Source organism: Methylobacterium sp. Leaf112 (assembly GCF_001423295.1).
Classification (GTDB): domain Bacteria; phylum Pseudomonadota; class Alphaproteobacteria; order Rhizobiales; family Beijerinckiaceae; genus Methylobacterium.
Map to the genome: position 1 here is coordinate 223,515 of NZ_LMNG01000032.1, position 21,578 is coordinate 245,092.

9 protein-coding genes, 2 tRNA genes and 2 pseudogenes are annotated in these 21,578 nt (G+C 69.8%); 6 read left to right on the forward strand and 7 right to left on the reverse strand.

The annotated features are described in order from the left end of the window. Positions 1 to 18: 18 nt before the first annotated feature. Complete coding sequence (locus ASF52_RS19450; protein WP_056175718.1) at positions 19 to 888, reverse strand: DUF1236 domain-containing protein; 870 nt, start codon at positions 886 to 888, stop codon at positions 19 to 21. A gap of 321 nt (positions 889 to 1,209) precedes the next feature. On the opposite strand from ASF52_RS19450, the gene ASF52_RS19455 reads away from it, so the two are divergent. After that, on the forward strand, positions 1,210 to 2,568 hold the full coding sequence (locus tag ASF52_RS19455; RefSeq protein ID WP_056175617.1) for an MFS family transporter: 1,359 nt from the start codon (positions 1,210 to 1,212) through the stop codon (positions 2,566 to 2,568). Between the two features lie 28 nt (positions 2,569 to 2,596). Here ASF52_RS19455 and ASF52_RS19460 read toward each other — a convergent pair whose 3' ends face one another. Continuing rightward, positions 2,597 to 4,462, reverse strand: coding sequence for a chloride channel protein (locus ASF52_RS19460; protein ID WP_056175721.1), 1,866 nt, complete (start codon positions 4,460 to 4,462; stop codon positions 2,597 to 2,599). A 178-nt stretch (positions 4,463 to 4,640) separates the two neighbouring features. Here ASF52_RS19460 and ASF52_RS19465 point away from each other — a divergent pair. Beyond that, positions 4,641 to 4,717, forward strand: a tRNA-His gene (locus ASF52_RS19465). A gap of 259 nt (positions 4,718 to 4,976) precedes the next feature. On the opposite strand, the gene ASF52_RS19470 is transcribed toward ASF52_RS19465, so the two are convergent. The 3 genes from ASF52_RS19470 to ASF52_RS19480 all read right to left on the reverse strand — a co-directional run bounded on the left by ASF52_RS19470 (position 4,977) and on the right by ASF52_RS19480 (position 7,347). Beyond that, positions 4,977 to 5,288: a hypothetical protein gene (locus ASF52_RS19470; RefSeq protein ID WP_156630240.1), complete on the reverse strand. Its 312-nt coding sequence runs from the start codon at positions 5,286 to 5,288 to the stop codon at positions 4,977 to 4,979. A gap of 827 nt (positions 5,289 to 6,115) precedes the next feature. Next, positions 6,116 to 6,910, reverse strand: coding sequence for an ABC transporter permease (locus tag ASF52_RS19475; RefSeq protein ID WP_056175623.1), 795 nt, complete (start codon positions 6,908 to 6,910; stop codon positions 6,116 to 6,118). Between the two features lie 362 nt (positions 6,911 to 7,272). Further along, positions 7,273 to 7,347, reverse strand: a tRNA-Val gene (locus ASF52_RS19480). 268 nt (positions 7,348 to 7,615) lie between these two features. Here ASF52_RS19480 and ASF52_RS19485 point away from each other — a divergent pair. The 4 genes from ASF52_RS19485 to ASF52_RS19500 all read left to right on the forward strand — a co-directional run bounded on the left by ASF52_RS19485 (position 7,616) and on the right by ASF52_RS19500 (position 20,300). Beyond that, a complete protein-coding gene (locus ASF52_RS19485; protein WP_056175626.1) occupies positions 7,616 to 8,662 on the forward strand; it encodes a hypothetical protein in 1,047 nt (348 codons plus the stop codon). Between the two features lie 38 nt (positions 8,663 to 8,700). Beyond that, complete coding sequence (locus ASF52_RS19490) at positions 8,701 to 10,836, forward strand: glycosyltransferase family 2 protein (protein ID WP_056175724.1); 2,136 nt, start codon at positions 8,701 to 8,703, stop codon at positions 10,834 to 10,836. A gap of 678 nt (positions 10,837 to 11,514) precedes the next feature. Then, positions 11,515 to 18,927, forward strand: a complete 7,413-nt coding sequence (locus tag ASF52_RS19495; RefSeq protein ID WP_156630241.1) for a type I polyketide synthase — start codon at positions 11,515 to 11,517, stop codon at positions 18,925 to 18,927. Next, on the forward strand, positions 18,924 to 20,300 hold the full coding sequence (locus ASF52_RS19500) for an aminotransferase class I/II-fold pyridoxal phosphate-dependent enzyme (RefSeq protein WP_056175632.1): 1,377 nt from the start codon (positions 18,924 to 18,926) through the stop codon (positions 20,298 to 20,300). Before ASF52_RS19495 ends, ASF52_RS19500 begins: the two co-directional genes overlap by 4 nt. 80 nt (positions 20,301 to 20,380) lie before the next feature. Here ASF52_RS19500 and ASF52_RS23355 read toward each other — a convergent pair. Both ASF52_RS23355 and ASF52_RS19505 read right to left on the reverse strand, forming a co-directional pair. Beyond that, positions 20,381 to 20,609: pseudogene (locus ASF52_RS23355) on the reverse strand (polysaccharide biosynthesis/export family protein); the annotation flags it as partial. 1 nt (position 20,610) lies between these two features. Further along, a pseudogene (locus ASF52_RS19505) lies at positions 20,611 to 21,578 on the reverse strand (polysaccharide biosynthesis/export family protein); the annotation flags it as partial.

Consider the following 21,578-nt stretch of genomic DNA (forward strand, 5'->3'; position numbering starts at 1 on the left):
TCTTCCAGATGAAGCCGCTCAGCCGCGGATCACGTCGACGATCTCGTAGGTGTCGGGATCGACGATGACGATGTCGTCGTCCACCAGCACGTAGCGGTAATCCTCGTATTCCGGCGCGATGCGGACGATGTCCGGCGGCAGGTCGTAGAGGGTGTAGCTGCGGGCGATGGCCGTGCCGACGGTGAGCGCGAAGGCGCCGGCCGCGAGACGCGGAATGCCGCGCCGGATCACGCTCTGGCGGAACTCCGTGCGCTGCGGCGCGCCGAGGCGGCCATAAGCGCCCCGGACCGCGCCCCGATCCCCGCGATCGCCCCGTGCGCCGCGATCGCCCCGGTCGCCCCGGTCGCCGCGATCACCCCGGCCATCGCGATCCCCGCGATCGGCCTTGCCGTCCCGGTCCGTCCTACTATCCCGGTCGGCCTTGCCGTCCCGGTCGCCTCGACCGTCGCGGGCACCCCGCTCGCCGCGATCGGTCGCAGCGCCGCGATCCGGCTGACCGTCGCGGTCGGTCCGGCCCTCGCCGCGTCCGGCGCGGCCGTCTTCCGTGCCCCGGTTCGGGCCGCCCGCCGGGCTGCCGCGCTCGGCAGCACCGCCCCGCTCGGCAGCACCACCGCGCTCGCCGGCACCGCCGCCCACACCCGCGCCTCCTCCGGCCGGGCCGCCACGCTCGGCACCGGCGGCACCCGCCGCACCGGCGCCTGGGCCGCCGGCACCGCCGCGTCCGCCCCCTGCGCCACCCCCGGCTCCGCCGCCCGCACCGATGCCGGCGCCGCCACCACCGGCTGCACCGCCGGCCGCGCCGCCACCCGGGCCGCCCTGACCGAAGGCCGCCGTCGCGCCGATGACCAGGGCCGCGGCCGCGACCGTGCTCCGAAAGAGTTTGCTCATGGTTTTGTTTCCCGCCCCGTCGATGGACAGCGCCGTTCGGCGCCGATGCGCAGCCGCAACGAGGACGTCCCAGAAACCGTTCCGCATTTTCCCCGGATCGACTTGCGCGGGGACTTTCATTTGGGCGCGAGAGGCCGAATGAAAGCTTGAGCGCAGATCTTCCACGGCCGCGTTGCCTGCGGTCATTTTGGCATCCGCCGGTGCTCTTGCGAATTTTTCCGCGGAGCTTAACGTCGCCGCACAGCAGGCCCGGGCGGGACTATGCTAAAAAAATAATGAGCCAATTCAACAACATCCCAAATAAAACAGGGGGAGACGCGCATGTCGGACGGTGCCGGAATCATGACGCCGAGGCTCGATGAGGCGGCGGACAACCGCCGCCGGATCAAGGCCATCGTCGCATCCTCGTCGGGCAACCTCGTCGAGTGGTTCGACTTCTACTGCTACGCCTTCTTCGCCCTGTACTTCGCGCCGGTGTTCTTCCCCGAGGGCGACGACACCAGCCAGCTCCTGAAATCGGCCGCGGTCTTCGCCGTCGGCTTCTTCATGCGGCCCATCGGCGGGTGGCTGTTCGGGCGCCTCGCCGACCGCCTCGGCCGCAAGACCTCGATGATGATTTCGGTGCTGATGATGTGCGCCGGTTCGCTGATGATCGCCGTGCTGCCGACCTACGCGAGCGTCGGCCACCTCGCCCCGGCCCTGCTGCTCCTGGCCCGGATGATCCAGGGCCTGTCGGTGGGCGGCGAGTACGGCACCAGCGCCACCTACATGAGCGAGATCGCCATCAAGGGCCGGCGCGGGTTCTTCGCCTCGTTCCAGTACGTCACCCTCATCGGCGGCCAGCTCCTGGCCTCCCTCGTGCTGATCGTCCTGCAGAGCGTGCTCACCGCCCAGCAGCTCACCGCCTGGGGCTGGCGCATTCCCTTCGTGATCGGGGCGCTCGCCGCCGTGGTCGCCCTGTACCTGCGCTCGTCGCTGACCGAGACCGCCACCAAGGCGGACATGAGCTCGAAGGAATCCGGCACCTTCGCGGCCCTGTTCAAGCATTGGCGCGCGTTCTGCGTGGTGCTGGCCTACACGGCCGGCGGCTCCCTGAGCTTCTACACCTTCACCACCTACATGCCGAAGTACCTGTTCAACACGGCGCATATCGACAAGATCACCGCTTCGCAGATCTCCACCGCCGCGCTGCTGGTCTACATGATCATCCAGCCGTTCTTCGGCTGGCTCTCGGACAAGATCGGCCGCAAGGCCAACATGCTGCTCTACAGCGGACTCGGCACCCTCATGGTGGTGCCCCTGATGACCACCATCGGCAGCACCACCAACCCGGTCCTGTCCTTCGCCCTGATCATGATCGGCTTGACCGTGATCAGCTTCTACACAGGCATCTCCGGTATCGTGAAGGCGGAGCTGTTTCCGACCCAGGTGCGGGCGCTGGGCGTGGGCCTGTCCTACGCCATCGCCAATTCCCTGTTCGGCGGCACCGCCGAGATGGTGGCGCTCTACCTGAAGCAGATCGGCTCGGAGAGTTCGTTCTTCTGGTACGTCACCGTGATGCTCGGGATCGCCTTCGTGGCCTCGCTGATCATGCCGAACCCCAAACGTCACGGTTATCTCGACGGCGACGGCACCGTCGAGGAGGCCCTGGGGGCGAAGGGGCGCGTGGTCCACGCCTGACCTCGGGCGGGCGTGGGCGCCGTGACGCTCACGCCGTCTCGCCCAGCATCGCCCGGCGCTGTCGATCGAGTTCTTCGGCGTAGCGCTTGAGGGTGTGGCTTTCGGTGAGGAGGCCGACGACGCGGCGGGTCTCCGGCCCGTCGACGACGGCGAGCGCCTCGCTCTCCGTGCGGTCGAAGGCGGCGGCCGCGGCCTTGGCGTTCATGCCGGGCGTCAGGACGTCGTCGGCGTGACGCAGGAGGTCGGCGAGGCCGGGCGGCGGGCCATCGGCGTCCCGGGCGGCGGCGTGGGCCTCCGGCACCCGGACGATGCCGGCGTAGCGACCTTCGCCATCCACCGCCACGACCCGCGAGGGCGATCCGAGGGGATGGTCCGTGAGAAAGGCCGTCAGCGGTAGGGAGACCGGCACGGTGGCGACCTCGCGGCGCATCAGGGTGTCCACGGTCAGGGTGCGGATCCAGCCGACGTCGTGGGCGCTGCGGATGCTCTCGCCGCGCAGGTGGAAGCGCCAGGTGGCGAAGGAGTAGCCGAAGGTTTTTCGCACGGCGAGCGAGGAGGCGATCACCGCCACGAGGACGAGGCCGGTGATGGGGAAGCTGCCCGTCAGTTCCAGGGCCAGGAACGTCATGGTGAGCGGGCCGCCGATGACCGCGACGGCGAGCGCGCTCATGCCGATCACCGCGTAGGCGAGCGGCGTCGGCGCGAAGGCGGCCAAGCCGGGCATCGCCCCCGAAAAGATCTCCCCGACGAGCGCCCCGAGGAACAGCGAGGCGAAGAACAGGCCGCCGCGAAACCCCGCGCCGATGGAGAGGGCCGACGCCGTCGCCTTGGCGGCGAACAGGAGCGCGAGGCCCCCGAGACCCATGCCCGCCCCGTGCGCGCCGAGATGCAGGTGCAGGGCCCCGTGCCCGCCCGAGAGAACCTGCGGCGAGACCGCGACCGCCAGGGCGCCGACGCAGAGCCCACCGAGGGCGGGGGCCAGCGGGGCGGGGATCCGGCTCGCACGGATGCCGGCCTCCACCAGGGTGACGCCGCGCATGATCACGATGCCGAGGCCGGCGCAGACGAGGCCGAGGCCCAGGACCGGCACGGTGTCGGCGCCGGTGATCGCCGTGCTGGTGAGGGCGTCGAGGCCGTCGACGGTGACCAGCGCCGGTTGGTCCACCAGGGCGCGGGCGACGACGCTGCCGCACAGGGCCGCCACCACCACGGGCGTCAGGGTGGCGATGGCGTAGGTGCCGATGATGAGTTCGAAGGCGTAGAACGCCCCCGTGAGCGGCGCTCCGAAGGCTGCCGCGATGGCGGCGGCCGCCCCGCAGCCGACGAGGGTGCGCTGGTCGCTCCGGCGCAGCTCGAACGACGCTCCGAAGCGTGCCGCGAGGCTGGCGCAGATCTGGGTATAGCCGGCTTCGAGGCCGACGGAGGCCCCCGACCCGTTCGAGATCATGTTCTGCAGGGCGACGAGCCCCGAGCCGCGTACCGACATCCGCCCGCCGTGGAGCGCATTGGCCTCGATGGGATCGACGACTGCGTGCGGGCGCCGTCCGTGCCGCCGGGCGATGGCCCGGGTAATGGTATGGGCGAGGAGGCCGAGCACGAGGCCGCCCGCCGCCGGGACGAGGAGCAGGGTCAGGGCCGGCACGTCGTGGCTCGCGCTCAGACGCATTCCGGGCGGCAGGCCGTAGAGCCACGCGCGCAGGACCTGCGTCGCCCCCTGCATGGCGGCCACCGCCGCGCCCGCGACGCAGCCGGCGAGGCCCGCCAGGGCGACGAGACCGATCTCGCTGCCCCGCACCGCCGCACGCGCGCGTGCGGGGACTTTCGCCAGCAGGCGAGCCCGGGCCAACAGGCGAGCCCGGGCCGGCACACGGGTGAGGATGGGGCGTGGCGTCATCATCGCGGGGGGCCGAACGGGTCGATCGAGGGGAATGGCTCCGGTTTAAGAGGGCCACGCCCGGGCGTCGATCGGTTTCCCGCGCGGTGCCTCGGCGGCCCTCTCCACACATTCTCCTCGCCCCGATGCGCAGCCGGCGCTTGAAAAGCGCTTCGGCTCGCGATACAGCCCCCTCAGTGCCGCCGTAGCTCAGTTGGTTAGAGCACCAGATTGTGGATCTGGGGGTCCCCCGTTCGAGCCGGGGCGGTGGTACCATAGAATTGCCTAACGTTTGCAAGGGGTTGGCTCAGGCCAGCCCCTTCTTCGTTGGTGGGGCCGGGCATGGTCGAGCGGAGCGCGCCGCGCATCGTGCCCGATCCGGCGGATCGAGCCCCGTGCGGATGCGGCCGGAGCGAGTTCCGGAGCTTGGCGCCCGGCCGACGTCGCGCAGGGCCAAGCGTTGGGGCGATCGAAGGGGCTTTCCACTCGCGCAGCCGCCCTTCGACGCGCCGGCCTTCGTATGCCGGTCCGCCTGCTAATCCACCGACGGGAAATGCGCGATGAAGCGGCTGCCGTCCCACAACTCGACGGCATGTCCATCGACCATTCCGGCCGCCCGGACGAGGGCTTCCGCATCGTCCTGGGCGTCGAGCCGGGAGAGCGTCGCGATCCGTCCGTCGGCCGCCAGCAAGATGGCCCGGTAGGCCCGCCCGACCGAGGGGCGGGGCTGCGATACGGAGCCGCGCTGTTCGATCTGCCTCTCGACGCCCTGGTCCGATCTGCTGTCCGGCGAAGGACCAGCATTCGGCTCGTTGGAAAGCATTCCCAGTTCGTGCGACGCGAGCATTGTCACCCCTGGACCGAGAGGGCTGGCGAATGTCTTTCAGCCCAAAGGGATGGAGACTTGGCGGTTGGCAATGATTTGTAAGCGTCGTGCGGATGATTTGGCAAGGAATTTTTTACGAATTCCCATCGGTTACTTGGTTCCGTGGCGCATCCGACGATGAAATTCTCGATGTCAGAATTTAATTGAATTCAATGGATCGATCCTATGGCTTGGTGGCGGCATTTTTCTCTCTTTGCGGTGGAGGAATATTTGGTTATCAAAAGCCTCGACAAACAGCTTCAGATTTAGTTGTAGAACATGGGTCCTTGCGCGAGAATTGCTGCGGAAATCGATCTCGATTGCCGAGAACTACATTGATGTGCTGGATTTCGTGTCAACGGATACTGTATAGCGCAAAGGCAACCTTCGTATTTGAATGATGAGCTAATCTATGTTAGTATAAACTCGTGTGGGCGCTGGCTTCGGGTTGGACGGCACCGGCTAAGCGACGGGACCAGGCTTCGACGTATCGGGCTTCGCAGGGCAAGGGATCTCCCCCATCGTCGGAGATTCGGCTGCAGCAGGCGGTGGGCGCGGGGTTGGCCGGGCCTTGCGCTGGCTTCCCTTCCTGTGGTCCGACGCCGGTGGCCGTCGAACGACCGCAGGATCAGGACCGGCCCTTGCTCGCGGCGTCGCGGAGCGGCCCCGCCCTCGCTCCACAGTGACGCCCGGTCGGGCCGAGCCGGAGCGGCGGAAAGGTGAAGGGGTGCTCCTGCGAGAAGGCCCCGGGCCAGAAAGGCGCCGGGGGCTGCGTTGCCCGTACGCGGGAAGGGAGGAGGGCCGTTGCCTTACGCCAAGCGGCGAACCAGCGTTCGCTCCATGATGAGTCCGAGGGTCAACGTTCCGAATCCCATCCCCAGAACGTAGAGGTAATCAACGTTCACGCCGAGTTGCGTATAGTACCCGAGGCGGACCCACTCGATGATCTGCACCATCGGGTTCCATTTCATGATCTCGTAGATCTGTGGCGGCATGAATTGCGGCAGGAAATAAACACCGGACGTCAGGTAGAACGTGATCGTGACGAGGATGTATCCGATCTGCCATCCGGGAAAGAACGACAGGATTCCGACATTGATCGCCCCGATGCCGAGACCGAGGAGTAGGGCGGCACAGTATCCGCCGACCGCCATGATCGGTTCGTCCGGGATCGGATCCACGCCGAAGCAAACCAGGATGAAGAAAATCAGGATGAGGCCGGTGAATCCTTTGACCGCCTCGACGATGAATCGCGCGACGATCAGATCGAAGAGCTTTACCTGCGGATAATAGGTCAGGGGTTTGCTGGAGACGATCGCCTTCATCGCCTCGCGGGACGTGTATTGAAACACCAGGGCCGGAACGGCACCGGTTGCGATGAACAGGATCACGCTGTCGCCCAGAGGCGACGGCATGCCGCGAAAGGCCATGAGGCCGACGATCAGGAAGATGTGCGCGACGGGCCACAGGATGACGACGACGTAGCCCCAATACGAGGCGCCGAACCGGGTCCGCATGTCGCGGAGCATCAGTGCATGAATGACGTGTGCGTAGACCTCCCAATCGCTTCGCGCGACATGCGTCTTTGCTTTGAAGGTGACCATGGGGTGGGTCTCGGGCGGTGTGGCGTGCGTCGCGCCTAGCGGGAGATCTGGTCAAAAATGCGCAGTCGCGCTCCCCCGACGCTTCGGCGCGGTCGGCGTGCGAAGGTGCATAGGGAGCTGCGCGTTTCCCGCTTCTGCCAGACGGCGGGCGTGGCGCGCGAGGGAATGGACAACGCGGCGGCCGCCACAGGCCGGCTCGATACAGCCGCAAATCCAAAGACTTCGATGTCGTCGTGGGATGGGTTCAGGTGAGAAACCGGTCCAGGTCCGGTCTTCCCCGCAGGCAGGCTCGCTGAACCTGCGATCCCTCGTCACCAACTCGCCTTTGGCCAGGGAAATCCCCGTGTCGCCAGGAGGTGAGATGGTGGGCACTACAGGGTTCGAACCTGTGACCCCTACCATGTCAAGGTAGTGCTCTACCGCTGAGCTAAGCGCCCTCACCGGCTGCGTTCGCCGCCGGTGAGGGGGGCTATAGCTTCTGGTTTTGGGGGGCGCAAGCGCAAAGGCGCGCTCCGATCACGGACCATGATCCATTTTCCTGCGCCGATCCTCAAAGTACGCTAAGGGCCGGGGCCGGCCCGTGCGGCGGCCTCCCCGAGGGAGGCGGCGTCGGGCGAGCGGCGAGTGCCACGGCAGGGACAAGGAGCCGGAGGCGCGATCCGAGCGGATCCGGCACGGCTCCAGGCCATCGAGCAACGGTGAGGAATGCGGTTCTACGTCGATCACGACCTGGGTGCCGAGATCAGGTTCTGGGTGGTCCCGGACAACCCCCTGGCCATCAGCCGCGTCTTCGTCGCCGTGGAGGGCCGGCGCGTCGCCGAGATCCCGGCCACGATCACGGATGACGGCATCCGGGCCAACGGCTGGCACTCCACCGGGCACTGCGTCTTCCGGCTCACCCCCGAGGAGGTGCCGGGGCTGGCCGAGGCGCGGCGCGTCGAGATCTACGACACCGACACCAACGTCCTGATCTACCGGCGCATCCGCCAGGATGGGCTCCGGACGGGCAAGGTCCTGCTCGTCGACACCAGCATCGTGCCGGAGACCCGCATCCCCGCGGCTCTGTTCGACCGGTTCCAGCAGAGCTACCTCGGAGTCGGGCGCCTGTCCGACGAAGTGCTGCGGGTGCTGTTCGAGAGCCCCTGGCTGGCCTCGTCCTTCGTGTCCGGCGCCATCATCGTCCCGCGCTACGAGGGCTTCTTCGCCAGCGACGATTTCATCACCACCGCCCTGATCCACGATCCCTACACCGAGATGGCGACGCGGATGCTGTGGCTGAAGGCGCGGGCCGCCGTCGCGGCCGATCCGCCCCAGGCCTGGCGCCTCGGCGGTCTCGCCGAGGCGGCGGATTTCACCGGCGATTACGACTTCGACGACCCGAAAAGCCTCAAGCGCTTCTTCAAGATGATGCCCGAGGGGGCGTATCACCTGCTGTACAATCCCCTGGCCCGCCAGTTCGGCACCAAGCTGCCCAACGATCGGATGACCCCGGGCAATTCCATCGTCGCCATCGAGATCCTGGCCCGCGTCAACGTCGTCGGCCACCGCGAATTCTACGAGGCCTTCGCCACCACGGTGTTCGATCGCCTCGGGGTCGAGGCCGTCGTGCCCGAGCCCGAGCCGATCCCAGAGACCGTCCTGGCACTGGCGGCACGCCTGCGCGGCCTGCGGGCGGCCCAGGACATGCTCGTGTTCGACGTCGCCATGGCGGACGCCGTGCGCGACGCCGTGGCCAAGGGCTGGACCGTCTGAGCATGGGCCGGGACCCGGGGCGCGATCATCCGGGCGCGATGCCGTCGGCCCGCCTGCCGGGCGGAATCCGTGCCTTCACGGCCGATGGCAGCTGCTCGCGCCTCGACCTCACCGGGGCGGGCCTCGACGGCGCCTGGGTGACGATCCGGTTCCGCGATGCCGGCAGCGGCGGGATCGCTCGCCTGCTCGTGACCGTCCTGTGCGAAGGCCGACACGGCGCGGTCCTGCAGGAGGAGGCCTTGGGCGGCGACCGGTTCGCCTGGACGGGACGCCTGCCCGAGGCACTCCGCGCCCTCGTCCTCTCCCCCCTGGCGCCGGGCCGACCCTTCGCCCTCGTGGATGTGGCGATCCACCGGCGCGGGCGCCTCGCCCTCGTGGCCCGTGCCGTGTTGCGGGCGCCCCGCCTCACCGTTCGTGCCGTCTATTGGCGCGCCCTCGGCCTCAAGGTGCGCGGGCGCGGCCTGCTCTCCGCCGCCCTCGGACAACGCCGCGGCACAGGGTACGGCGCCTGGATCCGCCGCTTCGACACCCTGACCGCCCCCGAGCGGGCCCGCCTGCGAGCCGAGGCCGCCGCGTGGGTCGACCCGCCCCTGATCTCCGTCCTGATGCCGGTCCACGATCCCGCGCCCGCGGTGCTGGAAGCGGCCCTGCGCTCGGTCCGGGCACAGCTCTCGCCCCATTGGGAACTCTGCGTCGCCGACGATGCCTCCACCGATCCGGCGATCGTCCGGATCCTCGCGGCCCACGCCGCCGCCGATTCCCGCATCCGCGTGACGCGGCGGGCCGTGAACGGCCATATCGCGCGGGCCACCAACGAGGCCCTCGCCCTGGCGCGCGGCGCCTACGTGGCCTTCCTCGACCACGACGACGTGCTCGCCGAGACCGCCCTGTTCCATGTGGGTGCGGCCATCCGCGCCGACCCCGATCTCGTGCTGATCTACAGCGACGAGGACAAGATCGACGGACGCGGGCGCCGGTTCGAGCCGCACTTCAAGTCCGGCTTCGACCGCGAGCTGCTCTACGGGCAGAACTACATCAATCACCTCGCGGTGGTGCGCACCGCCGCGGTGCGGGCGCTCGGCGGCCTGCGTCCGGGCTTCGAGGGCAGCCAGGACCATGACCTGCTCCTGCGCCTGACGCAGGGGCTCGCGCCCGCGCGCGTACGTCACATCCCGAAGGTGCTCTATCACTGGCGTGCTGCCGGGGGCTCCGGCACCTTCTCCGACCGTGCCCTGGCGCAGGCCGAGACCGCCCGTCTGCGCGCGCTCGCGGAGGTGGCCGCACCCTTCGGCGCCCGTGCCGAACGCGGGCCGCTGGGTTTCAACCGGCTCGTGCGGCCCCTGCCCCACCCGGCTCCGCGCGTCTCCGTCATCATCCCCACCCGCGACCGGGCCGAGCTCCTGGGGACGGTCCTGCGCGGCCTGTTCGGTGCGACCGACTACCCGGACATCGAGGTGGTGGTCGTTGACAACGACAGCCGCGAGCCGGCGACGGATGCCCTGTTCGCGTCCTATGCGGAGGAGGCGCGCCTGCGAATCCTGCTCGTGCCGGGCCCGTTCAACTTCTCCGACCTGTCGAACCGGGGGGGCGCGGCCGCGACCGGCGCGGTGCTGCTGTTCCTCAACAACGACGTCGAGATCGTCGAGCCCGGCTGGCTCGCCGAGATGGTCTCCCTCGCCCTCGATCCGAGCGTCGGCGCGGTCGGCGCCAAGCTGCTCTATCCGGACGGCACCCTGCAGCACGGCGGCATCGTGCTCGGCATCGGCGGGGTCGCCGGGCACAGCCATCCCGGCCTGCCGGGGGAGGAGCCGGGCTACTTCGCCCGCATGGTCCTGACCCAGGAGGTCTCCGCCGTCACCGGGGCGTGCCTCGCCGTGCGGGCCGAGGCGTTCGCGCGGGTCGGCGGCTTCGATGCCGCGCACTTGGCCGTCGCCTTCAACGACGTCGACCTGTGCCTGCGCCTGCGCGAGGCCGGCTACCGCAACCTGTGGACGCCGTACGCCCGCCTCGTCCACCACGAATCGAAGAGCCGGGGACCCGAGGACACGCCGGAGAAGCGCACCCGGTTCGAGGCCGAGATGCGGGTGATGCAGGCGCGCTGGGAGCCGCAGCTTCGGGCCGACCCGTACTACAATCCCAACCTGTCCCGCACGGCGGCGCATTTCCGCCTGTGAGACCGGACCGATGCGTCCGGGCCCCGGTGCCGCCCGGCGCCAGGTCACACGAGGTCAGGCGCCAAAGCCACACGCCAAGGGCGATGTTGCGCTGCGGTGACAATTCGACGCGAACTGGCGCGCTGCACCATCCCGGATCCCCGACGGAGGCCGTGATCCCGCTGGTGTGTGTCCTCCCGGTGACACGATTGCCTTGGAATTGCTCGAAGTCGGGATGATAAGCACGCCCGCAACCGTGAAAGCGGCACCGCCCGAAAGTCCTGTGTCCCGCCCGTCGGGATCGAGGATCACGGGCATAAGGATCACGCGTCCCCGATCCGATCCACGAAGGCAGCCGGGAACCCCATGGCCCATCCTCGTCAGTCGATTCCGGACCGCATGCAGGGCACCGCGATGAGGGGGGGCGAAGCTCTCTTGTCGGGGCCGCCAGGGTCGCGACCGCTGATCCGCGACGCCTGATCCGTTCGATTTCCGGTCCCGCCACCGGTCTCCGTTCGGAGCAGGCGGGCCACGCATCATGATGCGCGACAGGATGTTCTTTCGTCGCGCCAAGCCTCGCCCGTCCCTTCTTCCCCGTGTTGGACACCGCCCTGGTGCCATACTAAGGATCGGACGGATTGCCCGGCCTCTTTTCGAGGCCGGTCTCGTTCCCCGTTCAAGAGCGTGTGCGAATCGAACGTGACTCAACGTACAGACATCGCGATCATCGGTCGTGCCTGCCGCCTCCCGGGAGCCTCGAACGTCGAGGGTCTGTGGCAGCTCCTGACGGAAGCCCGCTGCGCCGTGGGCCAGATCCCCGAGGATCGCTGGTCGCTCAGCCGGTTCGGCCATCCCCGCGCCCAGGAGCGCGGCAAGAGCTACACCTGGTCGGCGGGCATCCTCGACGAGATCTGGTCGTTCGATCCGGGCGTGTTCGGCATCTCGCCGCGCGAGGCCGAGCAGATGGACCCGCAGCAGCGGCTCCTGCTCGAACTGACCTGGGAAGCCCTGGAGGATGCAGGCCTGCGTCCCTCCGCCGTGGCCGGCACCCCCATCGGCGTGTTCGTGGGCGCCTCGTCGCTGGATTACGGCAACCTGCGCATCCTCGACACCGCCTCGGGTGACGCCTACGCGGCCACCGGCAACACCCTCTCGATCCTGTCGAACCGCATCTCGTACATCTACGACCTCAAGGGCCCGAGCTTCACCGTCGACACCGCCTGCTCGTCGTCCCTCGTCGCCCTCGATGCGGCGGTGGCCGCCATCGCCAGCGGCCGGATCGACACGGCCGTGGTGGCCGGCGTCAACCTGCTGGCGAGCCCGTTCAACTTCATCTGCTTCTCCAACGCCCAGATGCTGTCGCGCCGCGGCCTGTGCAGCGCGTTCTCGGCCCAGGCCGACGGCTACGTCCGCTCCGAGGGCGGCGTGGTCCTCGTGCTGCAATCGGCCAAAGCCGCGGCCCGCGACGGCAACACCGTGCGGGGCGTCATCGCGGCGAGCGGCGTCAATTCCGACGGCCGCACCACCGGCATCTCGCTTCCCTCGGGCTATGCGCAGGGCGCACTCCTCGAACAGGTCTACCGCGAGGCCGAGATCGACCTCGACAAGGTCGTCTTCGTCGAGGCGCACGGGACCGGCACCCCCGTGGGCGACCCCATCGAGGCCGGCGCCATCGGCGGTAAGCTCGGCAAGCCCCGTCGCGAGCCCCTGCCCATCGGCTCCATCAAGAGCAACATCGGCCACACCGAGCCGGTCTCGGGCCTCGCCGGCCTGCTCAAGGCCAGTCTCGCCCTCGAGCACGACTTCGTGCCGGCCTCTCTGCACGCCGCCGAACTCAACCCCGACATCCCGTTCACCGACCTGAACCTGCAGGTCCTGAACAAGCCACTCGCGATCCCGCGCGGAACGGCCGAGCGCTTCGCCGGCGTCAACTCCTTCGGCTTCGGCGGCACCAACGCGCACATCGTCCTCACCGACGGCGCGCGGGTCGCCGCCAAGGCCGAGACCACCCGGGCGCCCGAGGTGCTGCTGCTGTCGGCCCAGAGCCGCGCGGCCCTCAACGAGCTCGCCCTCGACTACGCCGAGCGTTTCGACGGCGCCGCGCCGGCCGAGGTCGCCCGCATCGCCGCCGCCGCCGCGCATCGCCGCGAGCGCCTGTCGTCGCGCCTCGCCATCGCCCTCGACGCCGACCTGCCGACGGTCCTGCGTGCCGTCGGCGAGTCCGAGGATACGGACGCCGCCCTCATCGGCACCGCCGTCGACCGCTCGGCCGAGGTCGCCTTCGTCTATTCCGGCAACGGCAGCCAGTGGGCCGGCATGGGCCGCGAGGCCTACGAGGAGAACGCGGTCTTCCGCGCCGCCTTCGACCGCATCGACACCCTCTTCCTCAAGCTCTCGGACTGGTCCCTCAAGGAGGCCCTGTTCGCCGAGGACCTCGACGCGCGCCTCGTGCTCACCCGCGTCTCCCAGCCCCTGATCTTCGCCATCTCCAGCGCCTCGACCACGGCGCTGCGGGCGCGCGGCCTCAACCCGAAATACGTGCTCGGCCACAGCGTCGGCGAGATCGCTGCGGCGGAAGCCGCCGGCATCCTCACCCTCGAGCAGGCCGTGAAGGTGATCTTCTTCCGCAGCCAGCATCAGGAATCGACGCGCGGTCTCGGCACCATGGCGGTGCTGCTCGCGCCCGCCGACGAGATCGAGCTGTTCCTGAAGGATTACCCGAGCCTCGACATCGCCGCCTACAACAGCCCCAAGGCCATCACGGTCGCGGGCCCGGTGGCGGACATCGACGCCGCCATGAAGTCGCTCGCGCGCAAGCGCCGCCGCGGGCGCAAGCTCGATCTCGAATACCCCTTCCACGGCCGGCTGATGAATCCGACCGAGAAGCCGCTCCTGCGCGATCTCGCCGGCCTCAAGCCCCATGCCGGCGCCACCGCCATGGTCTCCACCGTGACCGGCACGGTGCTGGCGGGCTCCGAGTTCGGGGCCGGCTACTGGTGGCGCAACATCCGCGAGCCCGTGCGCTTCGCCCAGGCCGTGCAGGAAGCCACCCGCCAGGGGGCGCGCGTCTTCGTCGAGGTCGGCCCCCGCGCCACCCTGCTGTCGCATATCGGCGACGCCATCGAGCCGCTCGGCATCGAGAACGCCACCATCGGCGTCCTCCACCGCAAGCAGGCCGGCGGCGATCCCATCGCCCGGACCGTGGCCGCCGCCCTCGTGCAGGGTGCGGCCGTGGACGAGACCACGGTGTTCGGCCAGAACCCGAAGGGCGACGTGTCCCTGCCGCTCTATCCGTGGCAGCGCCGCTCCTTCCGCCTCGCCGAGACCACCGAAGGCGTCGGCGCCACCACGCCGCGCGCCTACCACCCGCTCTACGGCTCGCGCGTCACCGTCGACGGCCTCGAATGGCACGGCCACGTGGACATCGCCACGGTGCCCGAACTCGACGATCACCGCATCGACGGACAGGCGATCCTGCCCGGTGCGGCCTTCATCGAAATGGCGCTCGGCGTCGCCCGCGAGGTCATGCGCAGCGACACCGTCGTGCTGGCCGAGTTCGAGATCCAGTCGCCGATGGTGTTCGGGGAGGAATCCCTGCGCGAGGTCATGGTCCGGGTCGCGGGCTCGGGCAACGGCATCCAGATCCTGAGCCGGCCGCGCCTGACCCAGGCCGCCTGGCAACTCCACGCCGCGGCGAAGATCGTCGACGGCACGTTCCAGCCGCCCGCCCGCCAGGACATCCCCGAGCCGGGCGAGCAGGCCGTCGACGGCGAGGCCCTCTACCGCATCGCCGCCGCCTCCGGCCTCGGCTTCGGCCCGAGCTTCCGTCAGGTCGCCCTGTCTGCGCGCCTCGACGAGACCACCATCGTCTCCGATCTCGTGCCGGCGCAAGCCGACGACCGCTTCGGCCTCGTGCCGGCGCGCCTCGATTCGTGCTTCCACGGCCTGATCCTGCTGTTCGCCGGCCTCATGGGCGAGGGCTCGACCAAGGCCTACGTGCCGGTGCGCTTCGGCGAGATCCGCCTCGTCCGGCCGGGTGCCGTCATCGCCCGGGCAATGATCCGGACACGCCGCGCCAACGAGCGCAGCATCCTGGCCGACTTCACCCTGGTGGACGCGACGGGCGAGGTCATCGCCACCCTGCGCGAGGGCCGCTTCCAGGCCCTGCGCACCAAGAACACCAACGAACTCGCGGCCTACGCCATCGCGCAGCGCCCGGAGCTCGCCACCGAACCGACGGCGATCCCCCTCGACCGGCGCCAGCGCATCGCCGATGCCGTGCGGCCCCAGGCCAAGGCGGCCTTCGCCGCGCCCGAGGCGCCCCTCGCCCCCGGCCACCTGCTCCTCGAAGGCTGGGCCACCTCCATGGCCTACCGCCTCGCGGAAGGCCTGCAGCGTTCGGGCACCGTCGCCATCGACGAGCGCGTGCCCGAGGCCATGCGCCCCTGGCTGCTGAACGCCCTGTTCGCCCTGGAGAGCAGCGGTCTCGCCACCCTCGACGGCGAGCGTTGGACCCTGCGCAAGGACGTGACCCTGCCAGCGCCCGACGAGATCATGCGCTGGATCGCCGCCGATCACCCCGACCTCTCGGCCGAACTCGTGCTGACCGCCGATATCGGCGCCGTCGTCGGCCGTCTTCTCGCCGGCGACCTCGTCCACGCCCCGACCCTGTCGCAGAACGCCCTCGACGCCTTCATCCTGCGCAGCGCCACCGCCCGCGCTTCGGCTGATGTCATCGCGCGAATCGTCGAGCAGGGTGCCGCCACCCTGCCGCGCGACCGTGCCCTGCGGGTGCTCCAGGTCGGCTTCGGCCCCCTGTCGGCCCAGGCCGCGGCCTTCGCGGACGGGATCGAGGCACAGCTTTCGGTGTTCGAGGCAGACCGTCGCCTGGCCGAGCGTGCCCGCCTCGCCCTGCCGCGCGGCGTCACGGTCATCGAGGACGCCGCCGAACTCACCCCCGGCGGGTTCGACGCGATCCTCGCGAGCGACGTGCTTCACCGCGCCGAGCGTGGCGTCCTTCAGCTCGTCGCCGATGCGCTGGCCACAGGCGGCTTCCTCATCGCCGTCGAGCCCGGTGCGTCCCTGTTCCGCGACCTCGTGTTCGGCCTGACGCCGGACTGGTTCGACGTCGCCGGCGACATGCCCATGGGGCGCCTCGACGACATCACCGGCTGGCAGCGGTCGCTCAGCGACACCGGCCTCGTCCGGATCGCCGTCGATCGTGCGGTCTCCGACAATGGCGACGACCTTCTGTTCATCGCCGAGGCACCCGTGCGCGCCCGGCCGGCCGCCGGCCAGACTTTCGCGTTCGTTATCGGCTCGCACGACGGCTACGCGGCCGAAACCGCCTCGTCGCTGGCGACCCTGCTGGTGGCCGGCGGCGTCCACGTCTCCATCATCCTCGATTCCGAGCAGTCGCTCCTCGAACTCGAGCGCGAAACGCCCGACACGGTGGTGTTCCTCGCCGGTGCCTTCAACACCGAGGGAGCGGCCTCCGACCGCCTGCGCGACCGCTGCCTCAGCCTGAAGCGTTGCGTCGAGCATCTCGGCAGCCGCCAGACCCGGTTGTGGGTGGTCTGTCCCGGTGCCACACGCGACGACGGCGATGTCGACGGCTCCGTCGAGGCCGGCGTCTGGGCCTTCACCCGGACCCTCGCCAACGAGGTCGCCAACCTCGACGTGCGCCGCATCGACGTCACCGACGCCCTTTCGACCAAGCTCGCGGCCGAACGCCTGCGTGACCTCATCCTGTCGGGAACGACCGAGACCGAGATCATCCTCGACGCCGACCAGACCCGGGTGATCCGGTTCGCGCCGGGCCAGATCGCGCGCCGGCCCGCCGCCGACGCGGTGCCGGCTCCCGCCGCCCGCCTGGAGCGCAGCAACACCGGCGGCCTCAACGAAATGGCCTGGGGCCCGGCCGAGCGCCGGGCCCCCGGACGCGGCGAGGTCGAGATCGCCGTCGAGGCCACCGGCCTCAACTTCCGCGATGTGCTCTGGGCGCTGTCGATGCTGCCCGAGGAGATCCTCGAGGACGGGTTCGCGGGTCCGCGCCTCGGCCTCGAAGTCGCCGGCCGGGTCCTGTCCGTCGGCAGCGGCGTCAGCGCCTTCAAGGTCGACGACCGCGTCGTCGCCTTCGCGCAGTCGGGCTTCTCGACCCACATCGTCGTGCCCGAGCTCGTGGTGGCGCCGAGCCCTCCCGGACTCGACGCGCAGGCCGCCGCCACGGTGCCGGTCGCCTTCCTGACGGCCTATTACGGCCTCGTGAGCTGCGCCCGCTTGCGGCGCGGCGAGTGGGTCCTCGTCCATGGTGGCGCCGGTGGCGTCGGCCTCGCGGCCCTGCAGATCGCCAAGCTCAAGGGCGCCCGCGTCATCGCCACCGCCGGATCGCGCGAGAAGCGCGCCCTGGTGAAGGCCCTGGGCGCCGAGCATGTCCTCGATTCGCGCTCGCTCGCCTTCGTGGACGATGTCCGCCGCATCACCGGCGACGGCGTCGGCGTGGTCCTCAACAGCCTGTTCGGCGAGGCCATGGAGCGCAGCCTCAACTGCCTCAAGCCGTTCGGCCGCTTCATCGAATTGGGCAAGCGCGACTACGTCGCCAACACCCATATCGGCCTGCGTCCGTTCCGCCGGAACCTGTCCTACTTCGGCGTTGACCTCGATCAGGTGCTGCAGCACCAGGGCGAGGACGGGGCGCGGCTGTTCCGCGAGGTCATGGCCCTGTTCAACGAAGGCGGCCTCAAGCCGCTGCCGTATCAGCCTTTCACCTCCGACGAGGTCTCCGACGCGTTCCGGCTGATGCAGCAATCGGGGCATGTCGGTAAGATCGTCATCGCGCCGCCGAAGGCCGGCAGCGTGATGATGGCCCCCACCTCCGATTTTACCATCGCGCCGGACGGCGTCCACCTCGTCACCGGCGGCCTTGGCGGCTTCGGCTTGGAGGCCGCGCGCTGGCTCGCCGACCGTGGCGCCAGGCGCATCGTGCTGATCGGCCGCAAGGGCGCCGAGAGCGAGGACGCCAAGGCCCTCGTGGCCGAATTGACCGCCCGCGGCGTCGAGGTCCAGGCCAAGGCCTGCGACATCACCAGCCGCAAGGCGGTGGATGCCCTGCTGGCGGACGTGGAGCGCGGGGGCAGGAAACTCGCCGGCGTGATCCACGGCGCCATGGTGCTGCAGGACGGGCTCATCGCCAACATCGACGCGGCGGCCCTCGACGCGGTCATCCGCCCGAAGGTGATCGGGGCCGAGCACCTCGACGCGGCCACGCGCGCGCGAAAGCTCGACTACTTCGTGCTGTTCTCCTCGGCCACGACCTTCATCGGCAATCCGGGGCAAGGCTCCTATGTGGCCGCCAACGGCTTCATGGAAGGCCTCGCCCGCCGCCGGCGGAAGGCCGGGCTGCCGGCGCTCGCCGTCGCCTGGGGCGCCATCGGCGATGTCGGCGTGCTCGCCCGCAACCGCGCGGTGATGGAGACCCTGGCGGGCCGCGTCGGCGTCACGCCGATGGATGCCCGCCACTGTCTCGACCTCATGGCCGATGCGCTGCAGGGCCAGGGCCGCAGCAGCGACGACGCAGTGGTGGCCATCGCCTCCATGCATTGGGGCAAGGCGCGCGAGCGCCTCGCCACCATGAAGAGCCCGAGCTACGCCGAACTCGGCTCGGACCAGCAGATGGAAGCCGGCACCGTGGCGGCAATCAACATCGGGACGCTGCTCAAGACCCAGGACATCGACACGGTGCGCAAGACCGTGGCCGACGCCATCGTCGAGGACATCGCCCGCATCCTGCGCCTGCCGAAGGACGACATCAGCCGCGTGCGTCACCTCTCGGAGATCGGCCTCGATTCGCTCATGGGCGTCGAACTCGGCGCCAGCCTACAGGAGCGCTTCGCCCTCGACGCGCCGCCCTCCGGCATCTCGTCCGGGCTCACGGTCAACGAGCTGACCGAGACCCTGATCCAGTCGATCTCGGCCCCCGTGGACGAGGCGGCGGCCGCCGTGATGAGTCTCGCTCAGCGCCATGCCAGCGAGGGCGTGGACGTCCGCACCCTCGAACCCTTCCACGCGCTGGTTGAAGAGAACAGCCTCGTCATCAAGGAAATCCTGCCGTGACCAAACCCGCCAGACCGGACGGCGGGCGCGCGGCGCTCGCGGGCTTCGTGACGAACCGCCTCGGCCGCAACGCCAACCGGCCCGCTCCCGTGCGTGCGCCCGCGCGCCCGGCGGGCGACCCGTCGGTGCAGAATTTCGAGACCCTGCCGGGTTACCGGGAACTGCGCCTGCAGCGCTCGGCCGCCGACCTCATCGGGCTCGGCAATCCGTTCTTCCGGGTCCACGAGACCCGGGCCGGTGCCAGCACCCGCATCGCCGGCAAGTCGTTCATCAACTTCTCGTCCTACGACTACCTCGGCCTCAACGGGCACCCGGACGTGAACGCCGCCGCCGCCAAGGCGATCGAGGATTTCGGCACGTCGGCCTCGGCCAGCCGCATCGTCGCGGGCGAGCGCCCGGGGCACCTCTCCCTGGAGAAGGCGCTGGCCGACCATTACGACACGGAAGCCTGTGTGGTGATGGTGAGCGGGCACGCCACCAACGTCACCACCCTCGGCGCCCTGATGGAGCCGGGCGACGTGATCTTCCACGATTCCCTGAGCCACAACAGCATCGTCACCGGGGCGCAGCTTTCGGGCGCGCAGCGCCGCTCGTTCGCGCACAACGACCTCGACGCCCTCGAGACCCTGCTGGGCGCCACCCGGCACGAGCACCGCCGGGCGCTCATCGTCGTCGAGGGTCTCTACAGCATGGACGGCGACGCGCCGGATCTCGCCGCCCTCATCGCCCTGAAGCAGCGCTATGATGCGTGGCTGATGGTCGACGACGCCCATGGCCTCGGGGTCCTCGGCCGCACCGGCATCGGCCTCGCCGAGCATTGCGACGTCGATCCGCATGGGGTCGACATCTGGATGGGAACCCTGTCGAAGACGCTCTCCACCTGCGGCGGCTACATCGCCGGCCCGGCGGCACTCATCGAATATCTCAAGTGCACGGCCGGCGGCTTCATCTACAGCGTCGGCCTGTCCCCGCCGCTGGCCGCCGCCGCCGAGACGGCGCTGGCGATCATGCATGCCGAGCCCCACCGGGTGGAGCGCCTGCGCCAGAACGGCAACCTGTTCCTCGCCTGCGCCAAGAAGCACGGCCTCGACACCGGCACGAGCCTGGGCCTCGCGGTGATTCCCGTCATCGTCGGCGATTCGCTGAAATCCGTGACCCTGTCGGACCGCCTGTTCAAGCGCGGCATCAACGTGCAGCCGATCATCCACCCGGCCGTGCCCGAGCGGGCCTCGCGCCTGCGCTTCTTCATCACCTCCGAGCATACCCCGGAGCAGATCCGCGAGACCGTGGACGCCGTGGCCGAGGAACTGCACGAGATCGAGAAGGGCGGCTCGCTCATCGAGCAGCTGATGTCGAAGCGCGGCAAGCCGTAGGCCTCGCCGCTCGAACCGTCACACCAGAACGAGAAACGGACCCGTGAGGGTCCGTTTTTTTGTACCCGACGGTCCGCCGTTCAGCGGGCCGTGGCGTAGAGGGAGGCGCCTGCGGCGACGGGCGCGGTGACGGTTGAGAACACCGACAGGACCTTCTGAACCTCGGTGAAGGGGGCGTTCGATACGTAGACGAGGTCGCGGTTGCGCATGCGGAAGGCCTGGGTGAGGAACAGGCTGTTGGGGTCGCGCATGTTGATCCGGTAGACCACGGGCACCAGCGGCGTGCCGAGCAGCGGGCTGCCGGGCTTGNCGGAAGGCCTGGGTGAGGAACAGGCTGTTGGGGTCGCGCATGTTGATCCGGTAGACCACGGGCACCAGCGGCGTGCCGAGCAGCGGGCTGCCGGGCTTGAGCCGGCGCACCACGGCGGCCGGCTCGAACCGGAAGATGAAGGTGCCGGCCGGGTCGGCCTGGAAGTCGGACAGGCCGCGCGCCTTGGCCAGCGCCTGGGCGAGGGTGATGCCTTCGGCCTGGAACGGGATCTCGGTGGAGTTGCCGAGCGCGCCCACCGCCAGGAAGGTCTGGGGATCGCGCACCAGGGTCAGGACGTCGCTGGGGCGCAGGAAGATGTTCTCGCGCGGGTTGGAGACTACGGTGGTGAGCGGCACCGTGGCGGTGAGGTTGCCGCGCGAGAGCCGCACGAAGGTCTCGTTGACGGGCACCTTCACGCCGCCCGCGGTGGCGACGACGTCGAGGAGGCGGTCGCCCTTGCCCGACAGGGGCACGCGGGCGCCGGTGACGGCCTCGCCCGAGACGGTGACGGATTGCGAGACCGCCTTCGTCACCGAGACGAGAACCTGGGGCTGGATCGCCTTGCCGGCGAGCTCGGTCTCGATGAGGGCCTGCACGTCCTGGGGCCGGCGTCCGGCGACGGGGATGCGCCCGGCATACGGCACCGAGATGGCGCCGTCGCGCGCGACCACCTGCTCGGGAATGGTGGCGGCCTTGGAGCCGGCGGAGAAGCGGTCGGAGGCGAGCGGCCCGGAGAACAGGCCGCCCGAGCCGGCCTCCCATACGGACACGGCGACGAAATCGCCCACCCCGATGACGGGCTCGAGGGACGGGCGGTGATCGCCGAACGAGGCGAGCAGGCTGTCCAGCGGCCGCCCGCGCAGGGCCTCGACGGTGGCGGCGGTCAGATCCACGAGTTCGTAGCGCGCGAACGTGCCCTCGCTCGTCGACACGTCGGCCCCGTCCACGATGGCGCCCGTCGTCGGGCC

What these genes read in the sequence shown, in the direction of transcription:
- ASF52_RS19450 (WP_056175718.1), bottom strand. Translation starts at nt 888, where the DNA reads ATGAGCAAACTCTTTCGGAGCACGGTCGCGGCCGCGGCCCTGGTCATC.
- ASF52_RS19470 (WP_156630240.1), bottom strand. Translation starts at nt 5,288, where the DNA reads ATGCTCGCGTCGCACGAACTGGGAATGCTTTCCAACGAGCCGAATGCT.
- ASF52_RS19485 (WP_056175626.1), top strand. Translation starts at nt 7,616, where the DNA reads ATGCGGTTCTACGTCGATCACGACCTGGGTGCCGAGATCAGGTTCTGG.
- ASF52_RS19455 (WP_056175617.1), top strand. Translation starts at nt 1,210, where the DNA reads ATGTCGGACGGTGCCGGAATCATGACGCCGAGGCTCGATGAGGCGGCG.
- ASF52_RS19475 (WP_056175623.1), bottom strand. Translation starts at nt 6,910, where the DNA reads ATGGTCACCTTCAAAGCAAAGACGCATGTCGCGCGAAGCGATTGGGAG.
- ASF52_RS19490 (WP_056175724.1), top strand. Translation starts at nt 8,701, where the DNA reads ATGCCGTCGGCCCGCCTGCCGGGCGGAATCCGTGCCTTCACGGCCGAT.
- ASF52_RS19460 (WP_056175721.1), bottom strand. Translation starts at nt 4,462, where the DNA reads ATGACGCCACGCCCCATCCTCACCCGTGTGCCGGCCCGGGCTCGCCTG.